At 56.9% G+C, this 20,887-nt stretch carries 25 protein-coding genes; 14 read left to right on the top strand and 11 right to left on the bottom strand.

Annotation, left to right across the window (positions count from 1 at the left end; genetic code table 11):
* Nucleotides 1-49: 49 nt before the first annotated feature.
* The 3 genes from OS189_RS09640 to OS189_RS09650 are packed head-to-tail and all read left to right on the top strand — an operon-like array spanning nucleotide 50 to nucleotide 2,380.
* Nucleotides 50-1,237 (top strand): GNAT family N-acetyltransferase, encoded by a 1,188-nt coding sequence (locus tag OS189_RS09640; RefSeq protein WP_267167104.1) that lies wholly within the window; start codon nucleotides 50-52, stop codon nucleotides 1,235-1,237.
* Entirely contained in the window at nucleotides 1,234-1,524 is a 291-nt protein-coding gene (locus OS189_RS09645) for a 4a-hydroxytetrahydrobiopterin dehydratase (protein ID WP_267167105.1), read from the top strand. The genes OS189_RS09640 and OS189_RS09645 overlap by 4 nt, the downstream gene beginning before the upstream one ends.
* Nucleotides 1,525-1,543: 19 nt before the next feature.
* Nucleotides 1,544-2,380 carry a mechanosensitive ion channel family protein gene (locus OS189_RS09650; protein ID WP_267167106.1) on the top strand — a complete coding sequence of 279 codons (837 nt, stop codon included), beginning with the start codon at nucleotides 1,544-1,546 and terminating at the stop codon, nucleotides 2,378-2,380.
* A 59-nt stretch (nucleotides 2,381-2,439) separates the two neighbouring features.
* Here OS189_RS09650 and OS189_RS09655 read toward each other — a convergent pair whose 3' ends face one another.
* Complete coding sequence (locus OS189_RS09655) at nucleotides 2,440-2,928, bottom strand: peroxiredoxin (protein ID WP_267167107.1); 489 nt, start codon at nucleotides 2,926-2,928, stop codon at nucleotides 2,440-2,442.
* A gap of 90 nt (nucleotides 2,929-3,018) precedes the next feature.
* Between OS189_RS09655 and OS189_RS09660 the strand changes: the two genes are divergently transcribed.
* Entirely contained in the window at nucleotides 3,019-4,227 is a 1,209-nt protein-coding gene (locus OS189_RS09660; protein WP_267167108.1) for an NAD(P)/FAD-dependent oxidoreductase, read from the top strand.
* Complete coding sequence (rsmD, locus tag OS189_RS09665) at nucleotides 4,224-4,775, top strand: 16S rRNA (guanine(966)-N(2))-methyltransferase RsmD (RefSeq protein WP_267167109.1); 552 nt, start codon at nucleotides 4,224-4,226, stop codon at nucleotides 4,773-4,775. The genes OS189_RS09660 and rsmD overlap by 4 nt, the downstream gene beginning before the upstream one ends.
* 74 nt (nucleotides 4,776-4,849) lie before the next feature.
* Here rsmD and map read toward each other — a convergent pair whose 3' ends face one another.
* Together map and sfsA are read right to left on the bottom strand one after the other, a co-directional pair.
* Nucleotides 4,850-5,671 carry a type I methionyl aminopeptidase gene (map, locus tag OS189_RS09670; RefSeq protein ID WP_416237477.1) on the bottom strand — a complete coding sequence of 274 codons (822 nt, stop codon included), beginning with the start codon at nucleotides 5,669-5,671 and terminating at the stop codon, nucleotides 4,850-4,852.
* 18 nt (nucleotides 5,672-5,689) lie between these two features.
* Complete coding sequence (sfsA, locus tag OS189_RS09675; protein WP_267167111.1) at nucleotides 5,690-6,403, bottom strand: DNA/RNA nuclease SfsA; 714 nt, start codon at nucleotides 6,401-6,403, stop codon at nucleotides 5,690-5,692.
* Nucleotides 6,404-6,449: 46 nt separating this feature from the next.
* On the opposite strand from sfsA, the gene OS189_RS09680 reads away from it, so the two are divergent.
* Genes OS189_RS09680 through OS189_RS09695 form a run of 4 tightly spaced genes read left to right on the top strand, consistent with a single transcriptional unit; the run spans nucleotide 6,450 to nucleotide 9,386 of the window.
* Nucleotides 6,450-7,169: a competence/damage-inducible protein A gene (locus OS189_RS09680; RefSeq protein WP_267167112.1), complete on the top strand. Its 720-nt coding sequence runs from the start codon at nucleotides 6,450-6,452 to the stop codon at nucleotides 7,167-7,169.
* Entirely contained in the window at nucleotides 7,166-7,885 is a 720-nt protein-coding gene (locus tag OS189_RS09685; protein WP_267167113.1) for a GNAT family N-acetyltransferase, read from the top strand. The genes OS189_RS09680 and OS189_RS09685 overlap by 4 nt, the downstream gene beginning before the upstream one ends.
* An 11-nt stretch (nucleotides 7,886-7,896) precedes the next feature.
* A complete protein-coding gene (locus OS189_RS09690) occupies nucleotides 7,897-8,466 on the top strand; it encodes a peroxidase-related enzyme (RefSeq protein WP_267167114.1) in 570 nt (189 codons plus the stop codon).
* Nucleotides 8,463-9,386: an OmpA family protein gene (locus OS189_RS09695; RefSeq protein WP_267167115.1), complete on the top strand. Its 924-nt coding sequence runs from the start codon at nucleotides 8,463-8,465 to the stop codon at nucleotides 9,384-9,386. The genes OS189_RS09690 and OS189_RS09695 overlap by 4 nt, the downstream gene beginning before the upstream one ends.
* 73 nt (nucleotides 9,387-9,459) lie before the next feature.
* On the opposite strand, the gene OS189_RS09700 is transcribed toward OS189_RS09695, so the two are convergent.
* From OS189_RS09700 to OS189_RS09710, 3 genes are all read right to left on the bottom strand, one after another.
* Entirely contained in the window at nucleotides 9,460-10,365 is a 906-nt protein-coding gene (locus OS189_RS09700; RefSeq protein WP_267167116.1) for a LysR family transcriptional regulator, read from the bottom strand.
* 144 nt (nucleotides 10,366-10,509) lie between these two features.
* Nucleotides 10,510-11,445 carry a CorA family divalent cation transporter gene (locus OS189_RS09705; RefSeq protein ID WP_267167117.1) on the bottom strand — a complete coding sequence of 312 codons (936 nt, stop codon included), beginning with the start codon at nucleotides 11,443-11,445 and terminating at the stop codon, nucleotides 10,510-10,512.
* A gap of 139 nt (nucleotides 11,446-11,584) precedes the next feature.
* The gene (locus OS189_RS09710; protein ID WP_267167118.1) at nucleotides 11,585-13,612 is read right to left on the bottom strand and encodes an NADPH-dependent 2,4-dienoyl-CoA reductase; all 2,028 of its coding nucleotides are present in this window, start codon (nucleotides 13,610-13,612) and stop codon (nucleotides 11,585-11,587) included.
* Nucleotides 13,613-13,764: 152 nt separating this feature from the next.
* Between OS189_RS09710 and OS189_RS09715 the strand changes: the two genes are divergently transcribed.
* The gene (locus tag OS189_RS09715; protein ID WP_267167119.1) at nucleotides 13,765-14,247 is read left to right on the top strand and encodes an RNA pyrophosphohydrolase; all 483 of its coding nucleotides are present in this window, start codon (nucleotides 13,765-13,767) and stop codon (nucleotides 14,245-14,247) included.
* Nucleotides 14,244-14,729 (top strand): hypothetical protein, encoded by a 486-nt coding sequence (locus OS189_RS09720; protein WP_267167120.1) that lies wholly within the window; start codon nucleotides 14,244-14,246, stop codon nucleotides 14,727-14,729. The genes OS189_RS09715 and OS189_RS09720 overlap by 4 nt, the downstream gene beginning before the upstream one ends.
* Here OS189_RS09720 and OS189_RS09725 read toward each other — a convergent pair.
* From OS189_RS09725 to nth, 3 genes are read right to left on the bottom strand one after another with little or no spacing between them, the layout of a single operon-like run.
* Nucleotides 14,722-15,312, bottom strand: coding sequence for a GNAT family N-acetyltransferase (locus OS189_RS09725; protein ID WP_267167121.1), 591 nt, complete (start codon nucleotides 15,310-15,312; stop codon nucleotides 14,722-14,724). The two genes, OS189_RS09720 and OS189_RS09725, sit on opposite strands and share 8 nt — an antisense overlap.
* Nucleotides 15,312-16,304 (bottom strand): adenosine kinase, encoded by a 993-nt coding sequence (locus OS189_RS09730; protein WP_267167122.1) that lies wholly within the window; start codon nucleotides 16,302-16,304, stop codon nucleotides 15,312-15,314. Before OS189_RS09730 ends, OS189_RS09725 begins: the two co-directional genes overlap by 1 nt.
* Entirely contained in the window at nucleotides 16,301-16,954 is a 654-nt protein-coding gene (gene nth, locus OS189_RS09735; protein WP_267167123.1) for an endonuclease III, read from the bottom strand. The genes OS189_RS09730 and nth overlap by 4 nt, the downstream gene beginning before the upstream one ends.
* A 62-nt stretch (nucleotides 16,955-17,016) precedes the next feature.
* On the opposite strand from nth, the gene OS189_RS09740 reads away from it, so the two are divergent.
* The 3 genes from OS189_RS09740 to OS189_RS09750 all read left to right on the top strand — a co-directional run bounded on the left by OS189_RS09740 (nucleotide 17,017) and on the right by OS189_RS09750 (nucleotide 19,410).
* Nucleotides 17,017-17,883 carry a methylated-DNA--[protein]-cysteine S-methyltransferase gene (locus OS189_RS09740; RefSeq protein WP_267167124.1) on the top strand — a complete coding sequence of 289 codons (867 nt, stop codon included), beginning with the start codon at nucleotides 17,017-17,019 and terminating at the stop codon, nucleotides 17,881-17,883.
* 144 nt (nucleotides 17,884-18,027) lie between these two features.
* On the top strand, nucleotides 18,028-18,705 hold the full coding sequence (locus tag OS189_RS09745) for a YiaD family glycine zipper/OmpA-like lipoprotein (RefSeq protein WP_267167125.1): 678 nt from the start codon (nucleotides 18,028-18,030) through the stop codon (nucleotides 18,703-18,705).
* A gap of 162 nt (nucleotides 18,706-18,867) precedes the next feature.
* Nucleotides 18,868-19,410: an NADPH-dependent FMN reductase gene (locus OS189_RS09750; RefSeq protein WP_267167126.1), complete on the top strand. Its 543-nt coding sequence runs from the start codon at nucleotides 18,868-18,870 to the stop codon at nucleotides 19,408-19,410.
* Here OS189_RS09750 and OS189_RS09755 read toward each other — a convergent pair.
* Nucleotides 19,407-19,805 carry a VOC family protein gene (locus tag OS189_RS09755; RefSeq protein ID WP_267167127.1) on the bottom strand — a complete coding sequence of 133 codons (399 nt, stop codon included), beginning with the start codon at nucleotides 19,803-19,805 and terminating at the stop codon, nucleotides 19,407-19,409. The genes OS189_RS09750 and OS189_RS09755 overlap by 4 nt on opposite strands.
* Nucleotides 19,802-20,833, bottom strand: a complete 1,032-nt coding sequence (locus OS189_RS09760) for an NAD(P)/FAD-dependent oxidoreductase (protein ID WP_267167128.1) — start codon at nucleotides 20,831-20,833, stop codon at nucleotides 19,802-19,804. The genes OS189_RS09755 and OS189_RS09760 overlap by 4 nt, the downstream gene beginning before the upstream one ends.
* Nucleotides 20,834-20,887: the final 54 nt, after the last annotated feature.

Below are 20,887 nucleotides of genomic sequence, written 5' to 3' on the forward strand. Positions count from 1 at the left end.
GCTACAGGTGCCACCTATTACCCGAAGACAGTGACAGGGACATCCGTACATGAGCGCGCAAGAAGTCGAAATCAGGATCATCGGATCGCTGTCGGAAATTGATGCTGCTGATTGGGATGCCTGTGCCTGCCCAGAGGCGGTGGATGGCGCGCGCCCGAATGATCCATTCACGACCCACCGCTTTCTAATGGCGCTTGAGGAGAGCGGCAGCGTAGGTGCAGGCACCGGCTGGCAACCGCAATACATGATTGCCAGCATCCAAGGGCAGATCATCGGCGTCGCGCCGCTTTATGCAAAATCCCATTCTCAGGGAGAGTATATTTTTGACCATGCCTGGGCGCATGCCTATGAACGCGCTGGCGGGCGGTATTACCCGAAATTACAGATCGCGGTGCCGCACACCCCCGCCACAGGCCGACGGTTCTTAACGCGCCCGGGGTTTGAGGAGGCGGGATTTGACGCCTTGGTGGAGGGCGCGGTGCAATTGACCGACAATAATGCGCTCAGTTCGCTGCATGTCACGTTTTGCACTGCCCAAGAGGCGGAGCGCGGGCAAACACTGGGCCTGATGCGGCGCAAAAGCCAGCAGTTTCACTGGCACAATGACAGCTATTCCGACTTTAACGCCTTTCTTGCCAGTCTCAGCGCGCGCAAACGCAAAAACATCCGCAAAGAGCGCGCTACGGCCCGAAACTTTGGCGGCAGCATCCACAGCTTCACCGGTGATGAGATACAGCCGGAGCATTGGGATGCGTTCTGGGTGTTTTATCAGGATACCGGCGCGCGAAAGTGGGGGCAGCCGTATCTAACGCGCGCGTTTTTTGATATTGCCCACGATGTTTTGCGTGATGATATCACCTTGGTTCTGGCAGAGCGGGACGGTCGATGGATCGCCGGTGCGCTGAACTTTATTGGCGCGGGTACGTTGTACGGCAGGTATTGGGGCTGTATCGAGCATCACTCGTGCCTGCATTTTGAACTATGCTATTATCAGGCAATCGATATTGCCATAGCAATGGGGCTGGACAGGGTTGAAGCAGGTGCGCAAGGCGAACATAAGCTGGCGCGAGGGTATCTGCCAACGCCAACATGGTCGCTGCACTGGATGCGTGATGGGGGATTTGCCCGCGCCGTGGGCGAGTATCTGGAAGCAGAGAGTGCCGCAGTAGATGAAGAGATAGAGGTGCTGACGGAGTACGGCCCTTTTAGGAAAACGGAAGTCGAGGAACAGGAATGACCGATAAATTAAGCGCCGAGACGCGCGGCCCCCTGCTGAACCCGCTGCTGGAAAACGGTTGGGAAATGGTTGACGGACGTGATGCGATCACAAAGACGTTTACGTTCGACGATTTCGCTCACGCCTTCGGCTGGATGACTTCTGCCGCAATCTGGGCCGAAAAGTGGGGCCACCACCCCGAATGGCAAAATATTTACAACAGAGTAACTGTCACATTGACCACGCACGATGTTGACGGACTGAGCACGCTGGACGCAAAGCTGGCGCGAAAAATGGACGGACTGTGACAAGATGTTGAACGATTTGATGAGTACTGAAATCTGGGACGGAAAAACGTTTTCGGATTTACTAACCTTGGAATTTGTCGCCTCGGCGGCTGGGTCTGTGTTGGGCGCGATTGTGATCCTGATTGTGGGGTGGAGCCTTGCAGCATGGGCACAGGGCCGCATCATTAAGGTCAGCAGGCGGAACAAGCATCTGGATGACATGCTGTTCGATTTCCTTGCCTCTATCGTGCGCTACGTGATTATGGGATTCACAGTCCTGTTTGTTCTGAACACCTTCGGCGTGCAAACTACATCCGTTGTGGCGATCATCGGTGCGGCAGGTCTGGCCATTGGTCTGGCCTTGCAGGGCACGTTGTCGAACGTGGCAGCGGGTGTGATGCTGATCCTGTTCCGTCCGATCAAGATCGGGGATTTTGTCGAGGTTGCAGGCAAAATGGGAACGGTGAAAGAAATCAGCCTGAACTTTACCGAGATGGCAGATATGAGCAACGTGCAAGTGATCGTTCCCAACGCGGAAGTCTGGGGAAATATCATCACGAATTATTCCACAAATAACATCCGGCGCGCGGAATGGACCTTTGGTGTGGGGTATGGTGCCAATCTGAAAGAGGCTGAAAATATTATACGAGATACCATTATGGCTGATCCCCGCTCGCATAACTCACCCGAACCGTTCGTGCAGGTTACAAACCTCGGAGATAGTTCGGTTGATTTTCTGGTACGTGTCTGGTGTGACGCATCGGTTTATTTCGGCTATCGCGCGGATATGACTCGTCAGGTCAAGGAAGCACTGGACGCTGGCGGCATTGATATTCCGTTTCCGACGCGGACAATGATACATGCCCAAGCAGACTGATTAGAGGATCATACCGATTGGTTAAACAGGGCCGCAGCAGTTGCGGCCCTGTCTGCATTTTACATATTTTCAAGCAGGCTTTCACCGCCGGACACTTCGCACACGCCCGGATTTTCTTCTGCCTGCAGCAGTGTCACTTTGCCATCATCCACCAGCATCGCATAGCGCTTGGAGCGCGCGACCAGGCCGGCGGGGGCGGCGTCGAAATCCATGCCGATCGCTTTGGTAAATTCTGATGATGCATCACCCAGCATGGTAATGCCTGCTTCGGTTGCGCCTGTGGCTTCACCCCATGCCTGCATTACAAACGGGTCATTACAGGATACGCAGATGATTTCATCTACGCCTTTTTCCGCAAACTGGTCCTTTGTGCGCACAAAGCTGGGCATATGCGCTGAATGGCAGGTAGGCGTAAACGCACCCGGAACGGCAAAGACAACAACCTTGCGGCCCTTTGTCTTCTCGCTCATCTTAACGGGGGTCGGGCCTTCTGGTCCCATTTGAACCAGCGTTGCATCGGGCAGTGTATCGCCTTGGGAAATTGACATCGGGATCGCCTTTCTTGTGATTGTCTTTGTCCTTAGCACAGATATAGGGTTTGCACACAGTTGCGACCAGAGCACCAAGGGAGTTTATCAATGCGCCATATCGTTGTGATCGGAGCAGGACAGGCGGGATCGTCTTGTGTGGCAAAGCTGCGCAATGGCGGGTTTGACGGTAAAATCACCCTGATCGGGGCTGAAACGCAGCCGCCCTATCAGCGCCCGCCGCTGTCCAAGGCGTATCTGCTGGGCGAAATGGCGCTGGAGCGTTTGTATCTGCGCCCCGAGAGTTTTTATGCAGAGCAGGGGATTGATCTGCGTCTGGGGGAGAGAGTGGAGGCAATAGATACTGATGCGCGCCAGATTGCGGTGAATGGCGAAAAGCTGTCATATGATGATCTGGTGCTGACAACCGGATCTGTGCCGTTCCATTTGCCCGAAGTGATTGGCGGCACGCTGGATGGCGTGCATGTGGTGCGCGGTCTTGTGGATGTTGATGCCATGGCGCCGCGTTTTGTTGCAGGCGCGCGGGTGTTGATTGTCGGTGGCGGCTATATCGGGCTGGAGGCGGCATCGGTTGCAGCCAAATTGGGTCTGAATGTCACGCTGGTTGAAATGGCGCCGCGCATTCTGCAGCGGGTTGCGGCGCCCGAGACGTCGGATTTCTTTCGCGACCTTCACCGAAGTCATGGGGTTGATCTGCGTGAAGGCATTGGGCTGGAACGCCTGACCGGGGACGGTGCCGTAAGTAAAGCGGTGTTGACCGACGGCACGACGCTGGATGTCGATTTTGTCATCGTCGGCGTAGGCATCGCCCCTGCAACGACATTGGCCGAAGCGGCAGGCATTGATCTGGATAACGGAATTGCGGTCGATCGATATGGGCGCACCAGTGCGCCCAACATCTGGGCGGCAGGCGATTGCACGTCATTTCCGTATGGCGATACGCGTATCCGTCTGGAAAGTGTGCCCAACGCTATTGAACAGGCGGAAGTGGTTGCGGAAAACCTGATGGGGGTAGAGAAGGAGTATCACGCGAAACCCTGGTTCTGGTCAGATCAATATGATGTAAAGCTGCAAATTGCAGGGCTGAATACAGGGTATGACAAGGTCGTAACGCGTGGTGCTGCGCCCGGCCCAGTATCGTTTTGGTATTACAATGGCGACAGATTGCTTGCTGTGGATGCGGCGAATGATCCGCGCGGATATATGGTGGGAAAACGGCTGATCGAAAGCGGCAAATCACCTGCGCCTGAAGTGGTGTCGGATGTTGAATCCGACCTTAAGGCGTTGCTCAAAGCGTGAGGATTATTGCCGGAAAAAACCGCGGGACGGTGTTGGCTGATGTGGGAACCGGCGATGCGGCGGCGCATCTGCGTCCTACGTCAGACCGTGTGCGCGAAAGCCTGTTTTCCATGTTGACGCACCTGAACGTGGTCAATGGAGCGCGTGTGCTGGATCTGTTCGCAGGCACTGGCGCGCTGGGGCTGGAGGCACTTTCGCGTGGGGCGCGCGAGGCTGTCTTTGTTGAAAACGGGCGGGTTGCGCAAAAGCTAATTGCGCAGAATATTAAAAAACTACGCGCCGACGATACGACCACATTAATGCGAAATGATGCTACCGATCTGGGCGCATGGATTGCAGCGCCCTTTGATCTGGTTTTTCTTGATCCGCCCTATGGCAAGGGAATGGGCCAGCAAGCGCTGGCCGCCGCACAGGCCGGAGGGTGGCTGGCGCGGGGGGCCGTGATTGTCTGGGAAGAACAGGCGCCGATGGAAGCGCCCAGCGGTTTCACCCGCACCGACAGGCGCAAATACGGCGATACGCACGTGACACTGTTGCGCAACGACTAGCGGCAGGCGCGGAAAATTGTAATTTTCCGGTTAGAATTTTTTCAAAATTCCGGCGCTTGCGGCTGGTGGCGGGGTTAATAGGTCGGGTGGAACTTTCCTGCTGGCGACAGTGTGAATATCTCGCAACCGTCTTCTGTCACGCCGATCGAGTGTTCAAACTGTGCGGACAGTGATTTGTCGCGGGTTACGGCGGTCCAGTCATCGGCGAGAGTTTTAGTCTCGGCGCGGCCAAGGTTCACCATCGGTTCAATGGTGAAAAACATGCCTGGCTCCAGCACGGGTTTGGTTGAAGGTTTGCCGTAGTGCAAAACATTTGGCGGGGCGTGGAAGACACGGCCAAGGCCATGACCGCAGAAATCAGTGACCACGGACATCCGGTGCCCTTCGACAAAGGTCTGGATGGCGTGGCCGATATCGCCGAATGTATTGCCGGGTTTGACCGCCTCAATGCCTTTCATCAACGCTTCATGTGTGACGTTGATCAGGCGCTCTGCTTTGCGGGTCAGCTTGCCAGCGACAAACATGCGCGAGGTATCGCCAAACCAGCCGTCCACAATTACGGTCACGTCGATATTAACGATGTCACCGTCTTTGAGCTTCTTTTCACTCGGAATGCCATGGCAGACCACGTGATTGATCGAAATACAACTTGCGTGCTGATAACCTTTATACCCGATAGTCGCTGATTTCGCGCCTGCGGCGTTGACTTTTTCTTCGATAATCCGGTCGATTTCGGCGGTGGTTTGACCGACAGTCACATGCTCTGCGATCTCGTCGAGGATCGTTGCCGCCAGTTTGCCTGCGGCGTGCATGCCCGCAAAATCCGCCGCCTCGTGGATGCGAATACCGTCTTTCGTTGTGCGGCCTTTGTGGGTGTCTGTCACCAGTCTCTCCATCATTCGTTTGGGTGTTGTTTAGCGCGCAGGGCGGCCAAGGGCCAGAGGGGCGGCTATGCTGATACCTTCGGGGCTGATATGCGTTCCGATGCAGATGGTTTCAACACCGGCTTTTGTGGCGTCGGCGTGAGCTGCGGCATATTTCGGATCAATGTCGGCGGCAATGTCAACGTGAGTGCAATCAGTGCGCTGCACCAGATACAGGAGCACGGCACGGTGCCCAGCGCGCGCAACCTCGGCCAGTTCGTGCATATGTTTGGTGCCGCGCGCTGTCACACTGTCGGGAAACTCCGCCAGCGCGGGTGAGCGGCAGAGCGTGACAGATTTTACTTCTACATAGGCATCGGGCAGGCCTTTGCCACTCAAGAGGAAGTCAACGCGGGAATTGGTGCCGTATTTTACTTCGGGGCGCACGGTTTTGTAGTCAGCGAGAGGGGCGATTTTGCTGGCCTCCAACGCTGCGCGCAACATGCGATTGGGCAGCGATGTATCAACGCCGGTGAAATGGCCGTTTTCGTGATCGACCAGCCGTAGGCCGTACTTCAGCTTTTTCTTCGGGTCATCATTGGGTTCAAGCCAGACCTTGGTGCCCGCTTCGGCCAGCCCCATCATCGAGCCCGGGTTGGCGCAGTGTGCGGTTATCTCTGTTCCGTCCGCCAAGGTGCAATCCGCCAGAAAGCGTTTGTAGCGGCGGATGAGGCGGGCGGGGACAAGATCGGTTTGAAAGCGCATGGCATGTGGCTATACGGTTAGGGACACAGGCTCAAGGAGATGCGAAATGAGGAACCCTACCGCGGCAATGCTGGTAATCGGAGACGAGATTTTGTCTGGGCGCACCCGCGATGCGAACATGCATCATCTGGCGGGGGAACTGGCAGAGGTGGGTATCACGCTGGCCGAGGTGCGTATCGTACCGGATCAGCGGGACGTGATCGTTGCGGCAGTGCGGGCATTGTCGGGGACCCACGACACGGTTTTCACGTCAGGCGGTATCGGACCCACGCATGATGATATCACGGCCGATTGCATGGCAGAGGCATTCGGACAGAGCATTGATGTGCGCGATGATGCGCGGGCGATTCTGCAAGCGCATTATGACAAATCCGGCACTGATCTGAACGAAGCACGTCTGCGCATGGCACGAATACCTGAGCATGCGGGGCTGATTGAAAATCCGGTTTCTGCTGCGCCGGGGTTTATCATTGAAAACGTCTATGTGATGGCGGGTGTGCCCAGTGTGTTCAAGGCGATGGTGGCAAGTGTCATCCCCTCGCTGACCGGCGGCGCGCCCCTGCTGAGCAAAACCCTGACGGTCTATCGCGGTGAAGGTGATATCGCGGGCCCCTTCGGAGAGATCGCGCAAGCCTATCCGTCCCTGTCTATGGGCAGTTATCCTTTCCAGCGTGACGGGAAATACGGTGCCAATCTTGTTGTGCACGGACAGGATAGCGCCATACTGGATGAAGCAATGAAAAAACTGGAAGAGGTTTTTGCATGAGTTCTGATTTATCCGCGCTTTACGATGTGATTGAAGGCACATGGCCCCCTGCGCGCGCATGGCCTGACGGGCCGTGGACGTTGCGCGATGGTGCCGGCGGTGGCAAGCGGGCATCGGCGGCAACGGCCACGGGTGAAGTGACGGACGCGGATATTGATACTGCACAGGCTGCGATGCGTGAAACGGGTCAGCAGGCGCTGTTTATGATACGTAACGGTGATGATGCGCTGGATGACATGCTTGCCGCACGCGGGTATGAGCGGATTGACGAAACCAACATCTATACAGCGCCTGTCGATCTTTTGACCGACAAGGCGATCCCGCGTGTAACTTGTTTCACCATATGGGAGCCATTGGCGATCATGTTGGAAATCTGGGCAAAGGGCGGGATCGGGGCGACGCGGCTGGACGTCATGCGGCGCGCGCAACTGAAAACGGGCATATTTGCGCGCTGGAACGAACAACCGGGCGGAGTGGCGTTTGTGGGCATTCACAACGACACCGCGATGGTTCACGCGGTAGAGGTGTTGCCCCACCATCGCAAGCAGGGCTTGGCGGAGTGGATCATGCGCGCCGCGGCGATCTGGGCGGCCAAACAGGGCGCTACGCAAGTTGCAGTTCTCTGCGTGGCGGATAACAAACCTGCCAATGCGCTCTATACCAAGCTGGGCTTTGCCCGCGCGGGGACGTATCATTACAGGATATTGCCAGAATGAAGGAACACCCGATGAGTGATGACGCCCCAACCGCCCTTGATCTGCCGATGGTTGATCCGCTGCCGGAAGCCACACAAAAGTATTTCGATATCTGCACGGACAAGCTGGGGATAATCCCGAATGTGTTGCAGGCCTATGCATTCGATATCGACAAGCTGAACAGCTTTACCGCGATGTATAACGATCTGATGCTGGGGCAAAGCAACCTGAGCAAGCTTGAGCGTGAGATGATCGCGGTGGTGGTTTCCGCCGTGAACCGCTGTTTCTATTGCCTGACTGCCCACGGCGCCGCAGTGCGCGAATTGTCGGGGGATCCGATTTTGGGCGAAACGCTGGTGATGAACTACCGCGTTGCCGATCTGGATCCGAAAACACGCACGATGCTGGATTTCGCAGTGAAGCTGACAGAGGCACCGGAGATTATCGAAGAGGATGATCGCGAAGCGTTGCGCGGTGCCGGTTTCTCGGACCGCGATATCTGGGACATCGCGTCCGTGGCGGCGTTCTTTAACATGACCAACCGCGTTGCCAGTGCGTCGGACATGCGACCAAACAAGGGCTATCACGCACAATCACGATGAAGCGGTATCTGGTTGCAGTGATGGTGATGTTTGCGGGGGCCGCGCAGGCGGTTGACCTGCAGCTGCCCGTTACTGCACGCCAGATCATCACGCGTGACACGGTGCAAGACCGCTACCTTGCGCCGGTTGCTCCTTTTGCAGACGGGGTTTTGCCTGTCCGTCAATTCGAAGGTGATATCGCGCGTAGTGCGTGGCGAATTGACGTGGCGGGATTGACGCCGTTGCAGGTTTTGTTGCCGCTGCGCAAGCAACTGTCCGAGGCGGGGTTTCGCATTGTCCTTGATTGTGCTGCGGTGGCCTGCGGCGGCTATGATTTCCGTTTCGCGACCGAGGTGCTGCCCGCGCCGAGCATGTACGTCAACATTCGTAACTTTCACGTTTTGACGGCCCTGCGCGGTGCGAAGGATGCACCAACAGGGGTGGTCAACATCCTCGCCAGTGCTTCCAGCGGGACCTCGTTTGTTCAGATCATTCAGGCAGGTCAAAGCGTTACGCAGGACCGGATAGAGGCCGTGGCGGAATTGCCCGATACTGTCGGGACGGATCAGAGCATGGCAGAAATCCTCGCCCGTGAGGGTCGTGTCGTGCTGGAAGGTTTAGACTTTGCCACAGGCACGTCCGATTTGGGCGCGGGCCCGTTTCCGGCGCTGGACGCGCTGGTAAAAACGCTGCGCAATCAGTCTGACATGCGGGTGGCGCTTGTCGGGCATACCGACAACGTGGGCAGTCTTGACGGTAACATCGTTCTGTCCCGCAGCCGCGCAGATGCGGTGCGTGCCCGATTGATTGAAAACTACGATGTCGCGCCTGAAAAGCTGGAAGCTGAGGGGATGGGCTATCTTGCCCCGCACACCACAAACCTGACAGAAGCAGGCCGCGAAGTGAACCGGCGTGTCGAGGCGGTTGTGCTGGCCCCATAAAAAAAGCCCCCGATACCACTTGCGCAATACCGGGGGTGAGTTTCACCGAGGGGAGATGGTGGAGCGTGTCCGGTTACCAGTCGCTTGGGCCTTTTTCGGCAAAAGCGTGGACCAGAAAATCGATAAAGGCGCGGACCTTGGGTTGGGTAAACCGGCCCGGCGGATAGACAGCATAGATGCCTTGTGTTTCTTGCGGCAGATCGGGGATCGCATCGACAATCAGACCTTTCTCCATCGCTTCCGAATAAAGAAAGCTGGGCAGATAGGCGATGCCAAGGCCGGAAATTGCGGCATTGAGCAGGGACTGGCCGTCATTGACCGAAAGCCAGCCTGCCGTGCGTACCTGTCGCTTTTCGCCGGAGGGGGCGGTCAGTTTCCAGACATTGCCGCTGGACTGGTTCGAATAATGCAGCAGCTTGTGATCGTTCAGATCGTCGATCTTTTCAGGCCGGCCATATTTTTCGAAATATTTAGGTGAGGCGATCATACGTTTGGTTGTCTCTGTCAGCTTTCGCGCGCGCAGCGTGCTGTCCTCCAGCTCTCCTATGCGCACAGCCATATCGAAGCCTTCAGAGATAAGCTCAACGTAGCGGTTGTTGAGTACCATGTTTACCGTGATGTCAGGGAAATCCCCGAGGAATTCGGACAGCACCGGCGAGAGGTGGTTGACCCCGAAATCGGTTGCAACCGAAATGCGCAACAGTCCCGAAGGGGCTGATTGCATGGAGGTGACCAGCGCATCCGCCTCACCGGCGTCGTTTAACACCCGCCGCGCCCTGTCATAATAGGCAAGTCCGATTTCTGTCGGTGAAACACGACGGGTTGTCCGGTTGAGTAGACGCGCGCCCAGACGTGCCTCAAGCGAGGAGACGTGTTTCGAGACGGCGGATTTTGAGATCCCCATCTTTTTGGCGGCATCGGTAAAGCCCCCCTGATCCACCACAGTGGCGAATGCTTCCATTTCTGTCAGGCGGTCCATGTACCGTCCCCTTCCATTCTTATTTCGAGGATCAGCTATGACGGTGGAATGGGGCGCAATCTGGGCATGGGTGGGACAGTAGCAAGGTAATTGCACAACCGTTGCAAGGCAGGAAACAGGGCAACAATGTGTTTCCGGCAGGTATCAGAGCCAGTTTCTGCGCCGGATGATCACAATAAGCGCGGCTGCAAGTGCAACCATCGCCAGACACAAGACGGTAAAGGCCCACGGGCTTTGAATACCCGGCATACCGCCGATGTTTACGCCGAACAGGCCGGTTAAAAAGCTGATTGGCAGGAAAATACCAGCGCCGACAGAAATTAGATAACTGTGCCGCGCCTGTTTGCGTGCGACATCAAGATCATGATCGTCTTGCACGGCAATCAGGCGGTCACGTTGGGCGTCAAGTTCTTCCACGGACATTGTGGTCCGGTTGGCGAGTTCACGCAGAGCGGGATGGTCATCTTCGGGGATCAACGCTGCCTTTGCCAAGCTGTTCAGGGCTGCGCGCTGCGGATCAAGATATCTGCGCAGACGGATAACGCGGCGGCGGGTGCGGGGCAGTTCGGAAGGGATCGCGGTTGTTTCATCTTCGAGATCGGCTTCGAAAAACTCTGTCAGGGCACTGATGGAGGCCACCTCTGTCTGGATACGGGTGGTCAGATGAGTGACCAGCGTTGTCACAAAGGCCGCAGGCGTCGGCGGCGCCATTTGCGCAACCGCAGATTGACGGATTTCGTCTATAGCAAAAACACGGCGCATTCTTACAGTAACGACAGCAGCATCGGTGACCCACATGCGGACCGAGACCATTTCCTCGGCTGGTTGTCCGGCGTTGAGGTTCATCCCGCGCAAGTTCAGGATCAGCCCGTTTTCGTAAGTGTCGCAGCGGGGCCGCGTTTCGGGCTGCATCAGTGCGCCTGCGGGAACGGCTGGCAGATGTGTGGCACACCAGGGTGCGAGTTGGGGGTCGGAAAGATCAAAATGCCACCAGCGGTAACGTGCAGGACCGGTTAGGCTGTCGGTTACTGGAACGGTTGCGCTGCCGTCTTCGGCAATGTCAAAAACGCAGATGGGCATTGCACGTCCTTATGCATGAGTGTGTGCGTATTGTTTACGAGAGGTGCGTTTGCTGCAATAGCCGCGTTTGGGGGCGCTGCCCCCGTCTTTCCCGAGGGAAAGACGCCCCCGGGATATTTTTTGCCAAAAGAAATAGGGATCAGAGTGTGGCGGCGAGCCTTGTGCCCTGGTCGATAGCGCGCTTTGCGTCGAGTTCGGCGGCGACGTCCGCACCACCGATAATGTGGCAGGTTTTGCCTTTGGCTTCCAGCGCATCGGCGAGCGGGCGGTCGGAGAGTTGGCCTGCGCAAAGAACAACGGTATCGGCGGGGATGACCTGCGGGTTTTCACGGGCTTCGCCAAAGGAGATGTGCACGCCTTCGTCGTCGATCCGTTCATAGTTGACGCCGGCGATCATGTTGACCTCTTTCATGGTGAGCGAGGCGCGGTGGATCCAGCCTGTCGTTTTGCCGAGGCCTTTCCCGGGTTTTGAGGGTTTACGTTGCATCATGGTGATGGCGCGGGTTGGCTGATGGGGTTGCGGGCCTTCGGGTGCGAGGCCGGAGCGATGATCGGCAGGGTCAGCAACACCCCATTCGCGCATCCATTCGGGCAGGTTGACTGTGGTGCTTTCGCCATCGTGCACCAGATGTTCGGCGACATCGAAGCCGATACCACCGGCGCCGATTACTGCGACGTGATTGCCGATTTTTGCGCGGCCTTGAAGCACCTCGATGTAGCTGAAGACGTTGTCACCGTTCTGCCCGTCGATCTGCGGATCACGGGGGATCACACCTGTGGCGATGATCACTTCGTCGAACGCGTCGAGATCATTGGCGGAAACATCGGTGTTCAGTTTCACATCAATGCCGTGATGCTTGACCATTGTACGGTACCAGTCGACGAGGCCCCAGAATTCTTCCTTTCCTGCGACTTGCTTGGCCAGGTTTAGCTGGCCGCCGATTTCCGCGGCACGATCAAAGATGGTGACAGAGTGGCCGCGTTCGGCGCTTGCGATAGCGCTGGAGAGGCCGGCGGGGCCTGCACCAACGACAGCGATTTTCTTTGGTGTGCTTGTGGGCTCGAGAACCAGTTCGGTTTCATAGCAGGCGCGCGGATTGACGAGACAGGAAGAGATTTTACCGCTGAAGGTGTGATCGAGGCAGGCCTGGTTGCAGGCAATGCACGGGGCGATGTGATCAGCCTTGTCTGCTGCGGCCTTGTTTACAAAATCAGCATCAGCCAGCATCGGGCGCGCCATGGACACCATATCGGCGCATCCGGTTGAAAGCACCTCTTCCGCGACCTCGGGCGTGTTTATGCGGTTGGACGCAACGAGGGGTATCGAGACTTTACCCATCAGTTTTTTCGTGACCCAAGCGAATGCGGCGCGCGGGACGGATGTGGCGATTGTGGGGATGCGGGCTTCGTGCCAGCCGATACCTGTATTGATGATGGTCGCACCGGCCTTTTCGATTTCGACCGCCAGCTGCACAACCTCGTCGTAGGTGGAGCCGTTCGGCACCAGATCAATCATCGACAGACGGTAAATCACGATGAAATCAGGGCCGACTGTTTCGCGTACACGTTTCACAACTTCGATCGGCAGGCGCATGCGGTTTTCGTAAGAACCGCCCCATTCATCCGTGCGCTTGTTGGTGTGGGTGACGAGAAACTGGTTCAGAAAGTAACCTTCCGACCCCATGACCTCGACGCCGTCATAGCCTGCCTGCTGCGCGCGACCTGCGCAGGCCGCGATGTCGGCGATTTGCTTTTCGATTCCTTCAGCGTCCAGTTCGGTTGGCGGAAAGGGGGAAATAGGAGATTTGATGGCCGAGGGGGCCACACATTTCGGCCCATAGGCGTAACGGCCTGCATGCAGGATTTGCATCGCAATCTTGCCATCTGCCTGATGCACACGGTCGGTGACGATTTTATGGTTTGCTACGTCCTCATCAGTGGTCATCATCGCTGCGCCGGGCAAAACGGAGCCTTCCAGATTGGGGCCAATGCCGCCGGTAACCATCAGGCCGACACCACCGCGTGCGCGTGCGGCATAAAATTCGGCAACGCGATCCCAGTCTTTCGTTTCTTCCAGACCTGTGTGCATCGACCCCATCAGGACGCGGTTTTTCAGCGTGGTGAAGCCAAGATCGAGGGGCTTTAGCATATTGGGATAACTGGACATTGATGGACCTTTTCCTAGGTGTGGCTTGGGTGTGATCATGGCGGGGGCGGCATGAAATGTCACCAAGAACGCGGCGTCAGGCCGGCGATGGTTTCAGGGCCGCCAGAGATACTGTAAGCTATGATTAGAACTATAAAGAGTTGGATAAAGTAATGACGCCGGAAGAAATTGAAAAACTGCCCTATCGCCCCTGTGTGGGTCTTATGCTGGCAAACGCAGCCGGAGAGGTGTTTGTGGGTCAGCGGCTGGATCGTGATTACGAGGCGTGGCAGATGCCGCAGGGTGGCGTTGATCCGGGGGAGGATGCGACGGAGGCTGCCTTGCGCGAATTGGAGGAGGAAACGGGAATCACCCGTGATCTGGTGCGCATCGAAGCCGAAACCGAGGGTTGGCTGCCCTATGAGTTGCCCTATGATCTGGTGCCAAAAATTTGGAACGGGCGGTTTCGCGGGCAAGAGCAGAAGTGGTTTTTGTTACGCTTCAACGGCACGGATGATCAGGTGAATATACAAACAGCAGAGCCGGAGTTTGCGGCATGGAAATGGCTGGCACCCAACGAGATGCTGGCAGGGATCGTGCCATTCAAACGCGATGTTTACGCGCGTGTTGTCGAGGCGTTCGGAGACAGGTTGTGAAAGCCGCTGTATGTGCTGTGATGGTCAGTCTGGCGCCGGTGCAGGCGCTCGCGCTGTCGTGTATGCCACATTCCATAGAGGCCGCATTTCAGCGGGCGAAATCGGACCCGGCAGAATTTTCAATCGTCAAAGGGGTGCTTGAGTTTGATGCCCGCAAGTTGCCCAAGGCAGGGTACAACAAACAAAAGCCAAGCCGTGATGCAACGCGGATCAAGGCCGCATTTACCGGTGCATCGCTGTCACGCAAGGGGTTTGCAACGCCGTTCAGTTCGCCCGTCACACTGTCGGTTGCGTGTTTCGGGCCGTGGTGTGCATCGGCCCCGCACGGCACCGAGGTATTGGCATTTGTCGAGATCGGGGCGGATGGTTATGTTGTCTCGACCAATCCGTGCGGAGGGTTCCTGTTTGACACGCCGACACCCGAAATGATCGACACGGTAAAGCGCTGCTTTGCCGGTCAGCGTTGCCAGCCACCTAGATAACGGGAACCCCGTCGCCAGCGGTGGCCGGAAGTACACCGGTGATGCGGGGATCGTCATCAATCTCGACGGCGCGTTTGTAGGGGGTAAAGCCCGAGCGAATATAGAAATTGAGCGCTTGGGGGCTGTCGATTGTGCAGGTATGGACGTGAAGCCGGCTGATGTTCCGGCTCCATGCGTGGCTGATTGCCTTGTTCATCAGACAGCGCCCCGCACCCGTGCCAATCAGGTTTGTGGTCAGGCCGAAATAGGCCAGTTCACATTCGTCGCCGGTGCGAAAATCAAGCTCCAGCAGGGCTTCGTCTATCCCGTTTTTGGTGAGGGTAAAGATCGTCACTTTCGGGTGGTTGATGATGGTCTGCAATTCGGCATCCGACAGTTTCAACCGCTCTGCCCAAAGCCAATCCTGTGCACCGACGCGGGTGAAGATATCGCGATACCAGTCCAGTGTCGGGCTCACCTGCCGCAGCGTCACTCCGTCGGGTAGAGGAGCGTAAGTTGTCGCAGCTTGCGTGTGCATCTCCAGATAAGTGACCACCACAGCCAGCTTGCCCTTGGGAACAGCGTGAAAACCGTTTGTCAGCATCAGACCAGACCAGCGTTGCGGAACACTTCTTTCATATCCTTTTCGGGGCGTGGGCCTATGTGGCTGATCACTTCCGCGCCGCACAGATTGCCCATCAGTCCGCATGTTTTCAGATCGCGCCCCGTTGCCATGCCATAGATAAAACCGGCGGCAAATTGATCGCCTGCGCCGGTTGCGTCAACGGGTGTGATACGCTCGGGGGCGGGGATGTCTACACGTTCCCCTGCGCGGATCAGGGTCACGCCGTCACCGCTGCGCGTACAGACCATGATAGGGCACATGGCGGCGGTTTTCAGCATCGCGGCTTCCAGGTCGTCGGTTTCGAACAGGGATTTGATCTCGGCCTCGTTGCCGATGACGAAATCCAGCTCATGTTCGATCATCTGTAGAAAATCCGCGCGGTGGCGTTCTACGCAGAAGGGATCGGAAATGGTGATGCCTGCCATGCCGCCGCCGGCCTTGGCTGCGCGCGCGGCCTCGCGGAATGCGGTTTTGCCCGCGTCTTCGTCGAACAGATACCCTTCGAGGAACATGATTTTGGCGTTGCCTGCTACGTCAGCGGGTACATCGGCAGATGACAAACCTGTCGATATGCCCAGATATGTATTCATCGACCGCTCCCCGTCCGGGGTGACAAAGATCATGCTGCGCGAGGTCGGAGTATCCCCTCCGGTTACAGGCGGGTTGACGAAATCGGTGCCGTTGTCTGTCATTGCATCCGCATAGAAATGGCCCAGTTCATCGTCACGCACCCGGCCAATAAACGCAGTGTTCAGACCCAGTGCGCCAACCCCTGCAATGGTGTTGGCAACTGCACCACCGGGGGTTTGTACACGCTCGCCCATGGCGGCATAGAGCACTTCTGCGCGGTCTTGCGGGATCAGTTGCATAATGCCTTTTTCGATGCCCATGTTGTCCAGAAACGTATCGTCCGAATGGCTGATTACATCCACAACAGCGTTGCCGATACCGACGAGGTCATAGGTTTTCATTCTGTCTTGTCCTTGTATAGGCAGAGGTCTTTGATGATACAGGTCCGGCACTGCGGTTTGCGTGCCTTGCAATGATAACGTCCGTGCAGGATGAGCCAGTGATGCGCGTGCAGCTGGAAATCTGCGGGAATATTGTCTTCGATCGCGCGCTCGACCGCTTCCACGGTTTTGCCGGGCGCAATGCCTGTACGGTTGCCGACGCGAAAGATATGCGTGTCAACCGCCTGTGCGGGCTGGTGCCACCACATATTCAGCACCACATTCGCGGTTTTTCGCCCGACACCGGGCAATGATTGCAGCGCCGCGCGGGAGTTGGGAACAATGCCGTCATACTCATCAACCAAAATCTGGCTAAGCTTGATGACGTTCTTTGCCTTCTGGCGAAACAGGCCGATGGTTTTGATATGTTCGGTCAGCCCTTCAAGGCCCAGATCAAGCATCTTTTGCGGGGTGTCCGCGATCTTGAACAGCGCACGGGTGGCTTTGTTTACGCCTGCATCGGTGGCCTGCGCCGACAGGGCCACTGCCACAACCAGAGTATAGACATTCACATGCTCCAGCTCTCCCTTGGGTTCCGGTTCCGCCTCTTGAAAGCGTTCCATGATCGCGCGGATCGTGTGATAGTCGAGCTGTTTTGATGGTTTGTTCATGGCCGATAGATATGCGCAGGTTTCGGGTCGCGTGCAAGCAGGGGGCGGGATATTGTGCAGCTATGACACAGATGATGCAAAACCCCGACAGGGCCACAAACACCTATCATTACGGTGTGATCGCCCGTGCTATTGCGCTGATTGACAACGCTGAAACCCCGTTAGGGCTGGATGCGCTTGCTGGTGAAATGGGCATGAGTGCGGCGCATTTTCAGCGGGTGTTTTCCACGTGGGCAGGCGTGTCGCCCAAGCGCTATCAGCAATATCTCACCCTTGGTCATGCAAAGAGCCTGCTGCGGGCGCGGTTCACAACACTTGAGGCAGCCCACGCCAGCGGATTGTCCGGTACGGGCCGTCTGCACGACCTGTTTGTGAGATGGGAAGCGATGAGCCCCGGGGATTTCGCATCCGGCGGCGTGGGGCTTGAAATAGATTGGGGCTGGTTTGACAGCCCTTTTGGCCCTGTACTTGTGATGGGCACACAGAAAGGGATTTGTGGACTGTCATTGGCGGCGGAAACAGGGAAACAGGCAGCGATGAACGATCTTCGCTCGCGCTGGCCCGCTGCGCGATATCGTGAAAACCCCGCAGCACTTGAGGAGTGGGTGCGCATTGCTTTTGGACAAGGCAAGGAAGGCGAAACGGCGCCGCTGTATCTGACCGGTGCGCCGTTCCAGATCAAGGTGTGGGAAGCTTTGTTGCGGCTGCCCGAGGGGCAGGTCACGACATACGGCGCGATCGCACAGGCAATCGGTAGTCCGCGCGCGGTACGTGCCGTGGGCACTGCCGTTGGTCGCAACCCCATCGGATACCTGATCCCTTGCCACCGTGTGTTGCGGAAGTCTGGCGGTTTGGGCGGGTATCATTGGGGATTGCCGCTGAAGCGGGCAATGCTGGGATATGAGTCCGCGCGCCGCGATGCTGAGTAATCTGTAACATAGTTTTAAAAAGTGCGCGGTATGTCGCTTATTCCCCCTATTCCGGCATTTTGTCAGGAACAAATGCGGCATATATTGCGTTCATCGAAAAGATGCTTCGCCCGAACGGAGCGCAAACAGTAAGGCAGTATAACTATGACATTTATGAAATTCCCACTCGTTGTTGCGGTGACGGGCGTAATCGCACTTGGCGCATGTACCAATCCGAACGGCTCCATTCTGGCGCAGCCGGGTGATGCAAACCAGAAAACTAAAAACGGCGCGCTGATCGGCGCGGGCGCAGGTGCTCTGGTGGGGGCACTGTCCAAGGGGGACGGTAACCGCGCGAAGGGCGCGATCAAGGGCGCGATCATTGGCACAGCTTTGGGCGCGGGTGCCGGTGCATTGTTGGACAAGCAGGAGCGCGATCTGCGCGCAAGCCTTGGCAATGACAACGTCACGATTAACAACACCGGTGACCGTCTGATTGTGACATTGCCGCAGGATATTCTGTTTGCAACAGGATCCAGCGCGGTACGCCCTGATTTGCAACGCGATTTGGGTGCTGTGGCCGGAAACCTTCAGGCTTATCCTGACTCGACTGTGCAAATTGTCGGTCACACTGACAGTGACGGCGAAGCGGCGTTTAACCAGCAGTTGTCCGAAAGCCGTGCAAACGCGGTTGCATCTGTTCTGATCAACAACGGTGTGTCGCGCGCGCGCATCCAAAGCTATGGTCGCGGTGAATCGCAACCGGTTGCCAGCAACCTGAACCCGCAAGGCAAAGCACAAAACCGCCGTGTTGAAATTGTGATCCTGCCAAACGCGGCTTGATCCTTCACGAAATACCATTTTCGGCCCCGATGCAGCAATGTGTCGGGGCCGTTTTCATTTAGCTTGCGCAAACACGCACAGAACCTGTGTATGCAGCGATACTTGAGAAGATGGTAAATTGCCTCATTTTACGCTCAACGCATTTCAAACAAGGAACCACCCATGACCACTCCAAAACTGCTTGGCATTTCAGGCTCGCTTCGCAAACACAGCCACAACACACTGTTGCTGGCAGAAGCTGCGCGTTTGTTCGGTGATGCTGAATATACTTTGGCAGATATTAACCTGCCGTTGTTTAACGAAGATGACGAGCAGGCGCATGGCGCACCAGAGTCGGTTGAAAAGCTGGCACAGCAGATTGCGGATGCGGATGCGGTGCTGATTTCGACGACAGAGTATAACAAAGGCCCGTCAGGTGCGCTGAAGAATGCGCTGGATTGGGTTAGCCGTACGCCGGCAAAACCGTGGAACAACAAACCGGTCGCGGTGATGTCTGCGACCGGTGGCCGGGCAGGCGGAGAGCGTGCGCAGCTTGTTCTGCGTAGCTTTATGGTGCCGTTCCGCCCGCGTATCCTGCAAGGGCCTGAGATCCATGTTGCGTCCAGCCATGCCGCGTTTGACGAAAATGGCCAGCTCACAGGCGAAATCTATATCAAGGAATTGACGCAACTGATGGAAGCGTTGCGCGCTGAAATTCCGGCCTAGGCCGGCACGCTGATCTCGATCAGGTTGCTATCGGGGTCCCTTAGGTAGATCGAGATGATCGGTCCGGCTGCGCCGCTGCGCGGAACCGGACCGTCCTTGATGTCGACGCCATGGGCCGCAAGATGCGTCTGCCATTTGTCCAGCGGTGTGGATGTGAGAAAACACAAATCGGCAGAGCCACATTGCACGTGTCCCGCTTTTGGTTCGAATTCCGCACCCTGCTGGTGGAGGTTGATTTTCATCGCGCCGATTGTCAGTGCATGACGGGTGGTACCGTCTGCCACGATAAATGGCGTATGGGTCATGCCCAATACATCGGTATAGAACGCAAGTGTTTCGGTGATGTCTGAAACGGTCAGCACCAGATGATCCAGTGATGTGAGAGATGGGGTCAAAGGTTATCCTCCACTTTGAATCCTTGGGGAATATTGTCCACGCCATCGAGCAAAATGTCTGACATGACCTGCGCGATTTTAGGTGCCATGCCAAAACCGATTTTGAATCCCCCATTGGCAATGTAATGCCCTTCGCGATCCGGCCAAGCGCCCAGCATTGGCGCACGGGATCGTGCGCGCGGGCGCACGCCCGCCCAGCGCGCAATGACAGGGGCATCCGCCAGCACCGGAACAGCGGCGCGGGCAGCGACAATCACATCGTCAAGTTGCGCGTCCGTACTGGTGGGGTTGTCGTATTCCCGCTCCGAGGTTGAGCCGATTGCAACAGTCCCGTCGAGATGGGGAATGATATGAACACCGCTTGCAAAAATTTGCGGCAAACCGCGCGCGTCATATGCTAACAGAGCCGCTTGTCCCTTCACTCCGTTGCCCATGGCGCGGCTGTGTTTGGCATTCAGGGTCTGCAACCCCGCCACACCCGTTGCCCACAGCACGACGCCTTTGTCGGGTGCCTCCGCCTGCACATCCACTCCGTTTGCGGCAAGTGCTGCAACCAGTGCGCCGCAGGCGCGGCGCGGATGCATGTGCGCGCTTAACGTATCGTAGATCAGGTGCTTATCCACGCTGACCGGTTGCCATTCGGTTGGCGGGGCGGGGATTACCTTCCAGATCGCATTGTCCTGCCATAACTCAAGCGCAGTTTCCTCACGGCGCTGGGCCAATGCACGTGCTGATCCATCTGTGATGGGTTGCAGGCGACCTGTGCGCGCATAGCCGGCGTCTATTCCTCCTGCATCTTTAACTTCGCGCCAGAACGTCTGGGCCATCAGCAGGCTTTCAAGCTGAAACGCTTTTTTCGGATTCCAGTTTTCTGGCACATGCGGGGCGAGCGCACCGACAAGCCCGCCGCTGCTGCCTGCACCCGCACCGTGCGGATCGATGATTTGAACAGTTGCGCCGCGCTGTACGCAGGCCCATGCAATCGACAGGCCAAAGATGCCTGCGCCGCGGATTGTGATATCGGTCATTGCTCCGGCCTCGCTTTGCGCGCAGATTACGCCAAAGTAACTATTACAGGGCAA

The sequence above is a fragment of the Sulfitobacter sp. F26169L genome (assembly GCF_026410285.1).
GTDB lineage: Bacteria > Pseudomonadota > Alphaproteobacteria > Rhodobacterales > Rhodobacteraceae > Sulfitobacter.

Bases quoted from the DNA above. Each gene is read 5' to 3' on its own strand.
- nth (WP_267167123.1), bottom strand. From the start codon at position 16,954: ATGAACAAACCATCAAAACAGCTCGACTATCACACGATCCGCGCGATC.
- OS189_RS09745 (WP_267167125.1), top strand. From the start codon at position 18,028: ATGACATTTATGAAATTCCCACTCGTTGTTGCGGTGACGGGCGTAATC.
- OS189_RS09655 (WP_267167107.1), bottom strand. From the start codon at position 2,928: ATGTCAATTTCCCAAGGCGATACACTGCCCGATGCAACGCTGGTTCAA.
- OS189_RS09695 (WP_267167115.1), top strand. From the start codon at position 8,463: ATGAAGCGGTATCTGGTTGCAGTGATGGTGATGTTTGCGGGGGCCGCG.
- OS189_RS09650 (WP_267167106.1), top strand. From the start codon at position 1,544: ATGAGTACTGAAATCTGGGACGGAAAAACGTTTTCGGATTTACTAACC.
- OS189_RS09740 (WP_267167124.1), top strand. From the start codon at position 17,017: ATGACACAGATGATGCAAAACCCCGACAGGGCCACAAACACCTATCAT.
- OS189_RS09750 (WP_267167126.1), top strand. From the start codon at position 18,868: ATGACCACTCCAAAACTGCTTGGCATTTCAGGCTCGCTTCGCAAACAC.
- OS189_RS09705 (WP_267167117.1), bottom strand. From the start codon at position 11,445: ATGCCCATCTGCGTTTTTGACATTGCCGAAGACGGCAGCGCAACCGTT.
- OS189_RS09715 (WP_267167119.1), top strand. From the start codon at position 13,765: ATGACGCCGGAAGAAATTGAAAAACTGCCCTATCGCCCCTGTGTGGGT.
- OS189_RS09725 (WP_267167121.1), bottom strand. From the start codon at position 15,312: ATGCTGACAAACGGTTTTCACGCTGTTCCCAAGGGCAAGCTGGCTGTG.
- sfsA (WP_267167111.1), bottom strand. From the start codon at position 6,403: ATGCGCTTTCAAACCGATCTTGTCCCCGCCCGCCTCATCCGCCGCTAC.
- OS189_RS09700 (WP_267167116.1), bottom strand. From the start codon at position 10,365: ATGGACCGCCTGACAGAAATGGAAGCATTCGCCACTGTGGTGGATCAG.
- OS189_RS09685 (WP_267167113.1), top strand. From the start codon at position 7,166: ATGAGTTCTGATTTATCCGCGCTTTACGATGTGATTGAAGGCACATGG.
- OS189_RS09690 (WP_267167114.1), top strand. From the start codon at position 7,897: ATGAGTGATGACGCCCCAACCGCCCTTGATCTGCCGATGGTTGATCCG.
- OS189_RS09640 (WP_267167104.1), top strand. From the start codon at position 50: ATGAGCGCGCAAGAAGTCGAAATCAGGATCATCGGATCGCTGTCGGAA.
- map (WP_416237477.1), bottom strand. From the start codon at position 5,671: ATGGAGAGACTGGTGACAGACACCCACAAAGGCCGCACAACGAAAGAC.
- OS189_RS09730 (WP_267167122.1), bottom strand. From the start codon at position 16,304: ATGAAAACCTATGACCTCGTCGGTATCGGCAACGCTGTTGTGGATGTA.
- OS189_RS09760 (WP_267167128.1), bottom strand. From the start codon at position 20,833: ATGACCGATATCACAATCCGCGGCGCAGGCATCTTTGGCCTGTCGATT.
- OS189_RS09680 (WP_267167112.1), top strand. From the start codon at position 6,450: ATGAGGAACCCTACCGCGGCAATGCTGGTAATCGGAGACGAGATTTTG.
- OS189_RS09710 (WP_267167118.1), bottom strand. From the start codon at position 13,612: ATGTCCAGTTATCCCAATATGCTAAAGCCCCTCGATCTTGGCTTCACC.
- OS189_RS09645 (WP_267167105.1), top strand. From the start codon at position 1,234: ATGACCGATAAATTAAGCGCCGAGACGCGCGGCCCCCTGCTGAACCCG.
- OS189_RS09660 (WP_267167108.1), top strand. From the start codon at position 3,019: ATGCGCCATATCGTTGTGATCGGAGCAGGACAGGCGGGATCGTCTTGT.